Source organism: Lyngbya sp. PCC 8106 (genome assembly GCF_000169095.1).
Classification (GTDB): Bacteria; Cyanobacteriota; Cyanobacteriia; order Cyanobacteriales; family Microcoleaceae; genus Capilliphycus.
On the sequence record NZ_AAVU01000089.1, the window covers coordinates 1 to 8491 of the forward strand.

Below are 8491 nucleotides of genomic sequence, written 5' to 3' on the forward strand. Positions count from 1 at the left end.
CGTGTTCATCAGGAGCGAGGTTCACTAATTCACTCACTAACCGACTGGTTTCTGTGAGTTTAATAATTTGGTCTTCCCCAATGCAAGAATAACCGAGTTTAAGTTGTAAATTGGGAATAACCGTACAAAGATTGGCATTTCCGCAGCGTTCACCATAACCATTCATCGTCCCCTGAACCATTCTCGCCCCTGACCTCACCCCTGCTAATGCGTTCGCCACAGCCGTTCCTGAGTCATTATGGGTGTGAATGCCAATTTGCGGAATACTCTCTAAATTCCAACTTCTCAGCGCTTCAACAACAATTCGAGTAATTTCGCTAATTTCGTGGGGAAGGGTACCGCCATTGGTGTCACAAAGCACTAACCATTCAGCACCCGCCCTCGCTGCGGCTTCTAGGGTTTTCAGGGCGTATTCCGGGTTTTGTTTGTAACCATCAAACCAGTGTTCAGCATCATAAATCATTCGCCGCCCTTGAGAGATCAGAAACTCGATGGAGTCTCCTATCATGGCTATATTTTCATCTAAACTGGTCTTTAAACCCTCTGTAACGTGTAAATCCCAAGATTTGCCAAAAAGTGTCACCCAACGGGTTCCGGCTGATAAAATCGGTTTAAATGCGGGGTCAGCAGCAGCAGTTGTTCCGGGTCGGCGAGTTGAACAAAAAGCGACAATTTCCGCTTGGGTCAGGGGTTCTTCTTGGAGTCGCCAAAAAAATTGGACATCTTTGGGGTTTGCACCGGGCCAACCGCCTTCGATAAAGGGTATTCCTAACGCATCCAGACGGTAAGCAATGCGGAGTTTGTCTTCGATAGACAGAGAAATTCCTTCGCGTTGAGCGCCGTCTCGCAGCGTGGTATCGTACATCCAGCAGGTCGGTTCAGTCATGGCGGTTGGGTGAGTGGTCATGGGGTTTATTGGTGTGAATTGACACAGCTTCAACTCGCCCCTAAAGTTATAAGTCTTGATTTATAGCCTAGCCGTGATTCTTTATCTAGGTTTCAATTTGTGGGGGTTGAGTTGTATATTCTGTTTGAGTTATTTTTGAAGACTCAGTTTTCCTATTATCTAATTTTCCCCCCGGGTTTTGTCTAGTCTTTGTGACTACTCCCAGATCAAATCAGAGATTATGATGTGGGCTTCCCAAACTCACGAATGAGACTTGCTGATCCTCAATATCAATAATTGATTGATCACAGCCATTGAGCGGCAGTCCAACCGCTAGTAATGCACGATTCAAAATATTGATTCCGCTATTCCAATCGCGGTCAATCGCGACTCCACAACTGGAACAGTGATGAACTCTATCACTCAGACTCTTTTCAACCCTAGAACCACAATTGAAGCACTCAATACTTGTACCCCGTGGATTAACTTTCTCGATTAACAAACCGCGTTTGACCGCCACTGCCTGTAAGATTTCCAGAAATGACCCCCACGCTGCATCATGTATTGATTTTGCTAGTTTTGTTCTGGCGAGTCCTTTGATGTTGAGATCTTCATGTGCAATCAAATCATACTTACTACATAACCAGTGAGCTACTTGATAGTGGAATTCCTTTCTACAACGAGTTAAATGAAGGTGCAATAAAGCTACCTTCTGTTTAGCTTTCTCCCAGTTTTTAGAACCTTTCACACGGCGTGACATTGCTCGTTGAGTTTGAGCTAACCTATCAGCCGCTTTCCGGTAGAACTGAGGAATTGCAACAGCCTCACCATCTGATGTGGTCAAGAATTTCTCTAACCCCACATCAATACCGACAGCAGATTTAAGCTCATCTACAGGTAACAACTCCGGAACGCTGTCATCAAGCATTGATCTGCAACAATACCAGCCGTCTGCTTTTTTGATGATGGTGCATTGTTTCAGGGTGAAGCCGTCCGGTATCGGGCGGTGCATCACCACAGATATTTCACCAATTCGACTCAGCTTAAGCACCCCATCTTTTATATGCGCTCCTGCTCTGGATTTATTGACCCGTGGGAATACAAATGACCGTAATTGACCTTGTTTCTTAAATCTGGGGCGACCGCCACGTTTTCCAGTTTTGTCAGGTTTGCGCCATTTATCCCAAGCTTTGTTTAGTCGTTGTAGGTTAACTTGTTGAGTTTCGGCGTAGATTTGCACATACTCAGGGAACAACCGCTTAGTTTCCTTGAGAGCCGCCTGTTGGCTATAATAGTTAACAGTTTGAGGAATTTCACCAATCGGCTCACTAACGATACTGCACCTATCAATCTGACAACGAGTCCGATTCAAGCAATCAAGCCTTTGTCCTAGAGCATAGTTCCAGTGACGACGCAACAATTCTAGCCACCTTTCCATGGTGGCGACTTGCTCGGTGTTCGGCTTGATTCGGTAGACGTAAGTGAGTATCATCATTTGATTGTAACACTTGTCGTGACATGGTGAAAGGCAACTATACTAAAAGCAATAGGTCAGTTTATCGTCTTACTGTACATATTGTATTCGTGACCAAATACAGGCGAAAAACCATTACAGACGAAATATTAACCAGACTGAATCAAATCTGTGCTGATACCTGCATCAAATGGGAGTGCAGTCTGATTGAGTTCAACGGTGAACATGATCATATCCACCTTTTAATTGACCTTAACCCTAAAGTGGCTCCGGTTAAACTGATAGCAAATCTCAAAACCGTTACCAGTCGTCTGATACGTCAAGAGTTTGCAGGACACCTGGAAAAGTTTTATGGCGACAAAAAAGTTTTCTGGACAGGTTCTTACTTTATTGCATCTTGTGGCGGTGTAACAATAGAACAATTGAAAAGTTATGTTCAAGATCACGCATACCCCGTCGGGCAATTCCCCTCCCGCTAAATCGGAGATTATAACGGGAGACCCCTTGCCCTGTTAGTTGGCAACTTTTTTAGAGATGTAATCTAGTATACGATTTGCGTTACTTTGAGTTGCTTCAAGGTATTTTCTGAATGTGATACAATCAAAAAACGCGAAAACCAAGCGATTAAAGCATTTAAGGCTTGACATCCCAGAGAATTCTTGTCTAGTGGGCAGCCTGTAAAAAGGTAACTGAGTAAAGCCATCAGTTTTAAATTTCCTGAAAATAGTGGAGTAGAGATCCAAAGTTGTGATTGAAAACTCAATAATAGGTTGGGTTCCAGCCGATTTTCAGCCTGTGGACAGGGTGCTGCCGACAGTCCTGGTTTGAAACAGGAAGCAAACAGTGCAAAAGTGTTGTAATGCGACGTTTTGTACAGGTTTTGTAGAACAGTGAGAGTTTTGCTAAAAGTTGGTAAAATTCTAAAAAGAACCTAAAAAAATGGGTAGCATCACCAAAGGAGAACACTTTTATGGTCAGTATTCAGGTTCAAGGGAAGACTATCACTTGCGATCGCGGTGAAAATTTACGTCAGGTTTTGCTGAAAAATGGGATTGATCTCTACAATGGTCAGGCTTCTGTGATCAACTGTCGGGGCTTGGGGACTTGTGGAACCTGTGCGGTGGAAATTGAAGGGGAAGTCTCTGAACTCCAGTGGCGAGAAAAAACTCGATTGTCACTTCCTCCCCATTCTCCCCAAACCAGTCGCCGTTTAGCCTGTCAGGTGAAGGTGTTGGGAGATATTAAAGTTAGAAAATACGAGGGATTTTGGGGACAAGGATCAGAAACCGTTTGGACAGAAACATAGTCCAGTCAGATTTTCCCATTTGTGATTGATTGTCGTAATTTGGGTTAACTTTTAAATTTTCTTTGATTTCTGAATCGATTTTACGATACAGTGGCTCCAGAGATTTTCAAACTGATTTGAGATCGGTCGCTAATGGACAGATCCATTTCCATCGTTAACAATTTTGGAGACACACAAATGGGTACGGCTACTTTTATTCAAGATGAAGCTGAATTGGATTTGCTTCTGAAAAATGAGTCATTATTGGTTGTAGACTTCACCGCGACTTGGTGTGGGCCTTGTAAAATGATCGCGCCTTTTATGGATAAACTCGCCGAGGAGTATAGCGATCAGATCAAAGTGTTCAAGTTAGATCTTGATTCTAACAAGCCGATTGCGAAACGGTTTGCGATTAGAAATATTCCGGCAGTCTTGTTCTTCAAAGACGGGGAATTGAAAGAGACTGTGATTGGGGCGAATCCCTACGAAAACTTTAGTAGTGTAGTCGCAGGACTGTTGTAGTCTGAAATGGTCTCAGGTGCGACGACTTCTAAACGGATTGATGTCTCATTATTGGTCATCTTCCTCCGTATCTTCTGAGTTGTCACTTTCCTCAACTTCGGAATCTTCAGTTGATTCGGTTTCAGTTTCAGGAGAACGAGTAAAACTTTCATAAACCGTTTGAGAAATATTCCGAATCAGAGATTCAGCCGCCGAATCCTCATCATTTCGTTCCACTAAAACCGCCAATAAATACCGCTTTCCATTGGGTAAATCAATTAACCCAACATCACCCGAAACCGATTTCAAATTCCCCGTTTTATGAGCGATAGTCGCACCTCGACCTAAACCACTCGCCAGGAGAGAATCATTTTCGGTTTTCTCCATAATTCTAAAAATGCGATCGCGAGATTTCATCGAAACAAGTCCACCTTGATTGAGTTGAGTCAATAAATTAACTAAGTCTTTGGGTGTCGTTTTATTCGTTCCTCTTAAATCTGGAAGTACATCTCGAATCACAGTATTGTGTAAACCCCAATCGAGAAACTTTTGATTGATAAATTCCGCTCCCCCTAAACGTTCAATCAACATATTGGTTGCGGTATTATCACTAATCACAATCATTTTAGTCGCCGTTTCTAAAGCGGTGTATTCCGTTCCCGAAGGTTGATACTGCATATCTCCTGACCCTCCAGCAATATGCTGACCCTCCATCGTCAGGACTTCATTGAGACTAATTTTACCTTCGTCAACCGCTTGAAAAAATGCAACTAAAATCGGCACTTTAATCGTACTTGCTGCGGCGAAAGCGGATTCACTATTGATATCAACATAGCCACCTGTATCCAAATCAACTAACAATATACCCGGTTTTAAATCCGAATTTTCGGGAGTTAAAGCTAAAATTTGTTGTTTAACCGTTTGAATTTCTTGGTTGAGTTGAACCGACAGAGGAAGTGTTTCTACACCCACAGGCGTTGGTGTCGCCTCAAGCTGACTTTCAAGACCTAAATTTGCTGTTGTTGGCGTCGCAGAAGATCCTAGACGTCCCAAAGAACTTAATACCGACAATACCGTACCCGAAATCACCCCAATTCCCACCCCCAAAATCAATAAACGCGCCCCATAAATCATCGGTGAAAATCGACGTTTCGGCTGTTTAGAAACTCGGGGACGAGCAGAAACCGGAGGCTGAGGAGAAAGAGAAGAAGAAGGGGAACTCAGAGGACGACGACTAAGACTCTGAGACGAGGGAGGAGGGGGTAAGTTAGGGTTTCTACGATTATTCGCAATCAGAGGCGGTATCGGCGAAGTAGAAGCCTGACGGGGGCGGTTACGCCGGGGAGGGGGAGTTTTAAGACGTTGCTGTTGTTGTTCACGAGTTTGTTGTCGCTGGCGGAGTTGAGAGACTAACGGTTTTAACGACTCAGCCGTTTGTGAACCCTCTCCCCCAGGGAAACGAGAGGTTGAATTTGACGACTTAGACGATTTGAAAAACGGTTTCATCAAGCCATTCAAGAAGCCCAGAGGCTTACTACTAGATGAAGGGGTTCGACGCTGACGACGGCGACGACGAGAAGTCGGCTGAGATCCATTACGAGATGGAGACTCCCGAGATCGAGAGTCTGAAGAAGAAATAAGCGATAAATGACGGGGGGATCGCTGGGCCACACCAAACACCTAGTAAACTGTGATCAACCAAACCAAGAGTAAGTCCGCGATTGACGAGGACATAAACCGAAAGTCATATTGAGAGAAGAATCAGGGATTGTCAATGCTCAACACTAGATTGAGGTTTCATCTGGGGATTCGCTCTCCATCGTCCTACAGGGCTGTTCAACTGAGGGTGAGTCTGTCTCTTGAGTCAAGGCAACGCGATCGCTCAAAGCACTGCTCTGGGAATCGCACGAGACATCTGTAACAGCATGATTGCACGCTATCAGGGTATCATCAACTGTACCGGATTGTTGAGTTGAGTTTAGCGCCCATTCCATTTGAGAAAGAATTCCCCTCAACATATTGACTTCCGTTTGAGATAAATCAGCACGATTAAACAAACGCCGAAATTTTTCCATGCGACTCGCCGCAGTATGAGGATACAGATAACCAATATTCAGCAACAGGGTTTCTAGATGCTCGTAAAATCCTTCTAGACGTTCGAGAGGGACTGATGATGCGGGCTGAATGGGTGAGGAAACCGGACGAGACGCAGCACTCGCAGACAAATCTTCTGCTGAAATATTCGGGTTGACATTCGCGAGTTGAGACAGTTCATAACAACAGACTGCCACAGCTTGAGCCAAATTTAACGCCGGATACGCTGAACTCGACGGAATACGAACAAATCGTTGAGCATACTTGAGTTCTTCGTTACTCAGTCCCCGATCTTCTGGGCCAAAAATTAAAGCCGATGGGGTTTCTAGTAACCATCCTAAGCCATGACGGGGATGTTCTAAAGGGGTTTCAAGGGATCGTTTTCGTGCTGTTGTGGCGATCGCTCGTTGACATCCCGTTAGAGCTTCTGGCAAAGTTGCAGTTATCGTTGCTGTTTCCAGTAGATCTGCGGCATGGACGGCCATTCTTTGGGCCTCCTCACACTGGGGATCGCATTGAGGATTGACGAACACTAACTGTTGTAATCCCATATTTTTGAGAATTCGAGCGACAGAACCAACATTTAAGGCTCCAGCAGGCTCGACTAAGATAATCCGAACTTGGGCTAAGGCTTCGTCTAACACCGTCTATAACCTGGACAATGGTATGCTAGTTGTTGACAACCTGCAACTCAAATAACTTAACATGGCACGCCAGCGTTCTAAATCTGACCTGCCAACTAAAGTATGCCCCGTCTGTGGTCTTCCCTTTACTTGGCGCAAAAAATGGGCCGACTGTTGGGATGAAGTAAAATACTGTTCAGAACGCTGTCGGCGACGGAAAAATAGTGATCACTCAAAGGACAACACCGAAGATAGATAGAAGATAGATAATTGATAATTCCTCACTGCTGACACTCTTGACTTAAAAATTATCTTGGAATTGTCAAACCAGACGTGCAACAATATTTCAACCACTAACTTAAAAATTTATTCTCGCAAATCAGTATGGTGCAGCCTAAATTAATTATTCACGGGGGAGCCGGAACTTCCATTCATAGTAAAGGCGGGATCGATCAAGTCCGAAAAGCTCTTTATAGCGTTTTAGAAAAAGTTTATCCTCTTCTCGGTCAAGGGATTAGTGCTACTGATGTAGTTGTTGAAGGCTGTCGGTTACTTGAGGATGAACCTTTGTTCAATGCGGGGACGGGTTCAGTGCTTCAGTCAGATGGTCAAATTCGCATGAGTGCGGGTTTGATGAATGGTACGACTCAGAGTTTTAGTGGTGTGATTAATGTTTCTCGGGTGAAAAATCCGATTGATCTTGCTCAAGCGTTGCAAGAATCTATGGATCGCATCTTATCTGATCAAGGTGCTGCTGAACTCGCACGAGAATTGCAACTCCCGATTTATAATCCTTTAGTTGATCGCCGACTCAACGAATGGGTCGAAGAACGTCAGCACAATTTTACCCGAGAAATGGCAAACGTTGTCGCTGAACCCGCTCGTACTGGTACCATTGGTGTGGTGGCTTTGGATACAGCCGGACGACTGGCTGCGGGGACTTCTACAGGCGGTAAGGGGTTTGAAAGAATTGGTCGGGTGAGCGATTCTCCCATGCCTGCGGGTAATTATGCCACATCGGAAGCGGCTGTTAGTTGTACCGGAATTGGCGAAGATCTGATCGATGAATGTTTTGCGGCTCGTTTGGTGATTCGGGTGACAGATGGTTTATCGTTAAAGGATGCTTTGGATCGATCTTTTGTAGAAGCCACTCAACGAAAACGGGATTTTGGAGCGATCGCGATCGATGCTACAGGTCAGATTGGATTGGGTAAAACTTGTGATGTGATTGTCGCTGCATTTCACGATGGTGAAAAAATTGGCGATAGTTTGGAAATGGAAAAAGGAACTCAGGTGTTAGTGGTGTAAATCTATTCATCAAAAGTTCATTTTTTCAACACTTTTCTGGTAGTTGTCGGGTGATCAATCAAAAAATGCTTCTTTTATACTAAAGAGAAATCCTCAACGGTTCTCAAATTATGTCTTCTCAATCAGGAGGCGATCGCACCCAACTGCCAGAATTCGATAGAACCTTACAGGAGCGTCAACGAGCCGAACGCTTGGCTTAATTATTGCGATCGCAAGGGATTAATCCAGAAGATATTTAGAAATGAAAAATACACCCGAACCCTGAAAGCAACATTCTCAGTTTATTCATAAGCATCACGACGATGAATAATTAAACTCAC

The 8491-nt window shown here is 44.3% G+C and carries 9 protein-coding genes; 5 read left to right on the top strand and 4 right to left on the bottom strand.

Annotation, left to right across the window (positions count from 1 at the left end; genetic code table 11):
- A partial coding sequence (gene cimA / locus L8106_RS28795; protein WP_009788110.1) for a citramalate synthase occupies window positions 1–907 on the bottom strand: 907 nt, incomplete at its 3' end.
- Window positions 908–1118: 211 nt separating this feature from the next.
- Window positions 1119–2378 carry an RNA-guided endonuclease TnpB family protein gene (locus L8106_RS28800; protein ID WP_039895177.1) on the bottom strand — a complete coding sequence of 420 codons (1260 nt, stop codon included), beginning with the start codon at window positions 2376–2378 and terminating at the stop codon, window positions 1119–1121.
- Between the two features lie 29 nt (window positions 2379–2407).
- Here L8106_RS28800 and tnpA point away from each other — a divergent pair, with 29 nt between their 5' ends.
- The 3 genes from tnpA (at window position 2408) to trxA (ending at window position 4167) form a co-directional block, all read left to right on the top strand.
- Window positions 2408–2839, top strand: a complete 432-nt coding sequence (gene tnpA / locus L8106_RS28805; RefSeq protein ID WP_083798356.1) for an IS200/IS605 family transposase — start codon at window positions 2408–2410, stop codon at window positions 2837–2839.
- A gap of 491 nt (window positions 2840–3330) precedes the next feature.
- Window positions 3331–3666 (top strand): 2Fe-2S iron-sulfur cluster-binding protein, encoded by a 336-nt coding sequence (locus L8106_RS28810; RefSeq protein WP_009788111.1) that lies wholly within the window; start codon window positions 3331–3333, stop codon window positions 3664–3666.
- Window positions 3667–3843: 177 nt separating this feature from the next.
- Complete coding sequence (gene trxA, locus L8106_RS28815; RefSeq protein WP_039897538.1) at window positions 3844–4167, top strand: thioredoxin; 324 nt, start codon at window positions 3844–3846, stop codon at window positions 4165–4167.
- A 48-nt stretch (window positions 4168–4215) separates the two neighbouring features.
- Here trxA and L8106_RS28820 read toward each other — a convergent pair whose 3' ends face one another.
- On the bottom strand, window positions 4216–5817 hold the full coding sequence (locus tag L8106_RS28820; protein WP_071941462.1) for a serine hydrolase: 1602 nt from the start codon (window positions 5815–5817) through the stop codon (window positions 4216–4218).
- A 113-nt stretch (window positions 5818–5930) separates the two neighbouring features.
- Window positions 5931–6884 carry an RNA methyltransferase gene (locus L8106_RS28825; RefSeq protein ID WP_009788115.1) on the bottom strand — a complete coding sequence of 318 codons (954 nt, stop codon included), beginning with the start codon at window positions 6882–6884 and terminating at the stop codon, window positions 5931–5933.
- A 61-nt stretch (window positions 6885–6945) separates the two neighbouring features.
- On the opposite strand from L8106_RS28825, the gene L8106_RS31170 reads away from it, so the two are divergent.
- Together L8106_RS31170 and L8106_RS28830 are read left to right on the top strand one after the other, a co-directional pair.
- Window positions 6946–7122, top strand: coding sequence for a DUF2256 domain-containing protein (locus L8106_RS31170; RefSeq protein WP_009788116.1), 177 nt, complete (start codon window positions 6946–6948; stop codon window positions 7120–7122).
- A gap of 125 nt (window positions 7123–7247) precedes the next feature.
- Window positions 7248–8171, top strand: coding sequence for an isoaspartyl peptidase/L-asparaginase (locus L8106_RS28830; RefSeq protein ID WP_009788117.1), 924 nt, complete (start codon window positions 7248–7250; stop codon window positions 8169–8171).
- Window positions 8172–8491 lie beyond the last annotated feature (320 nt).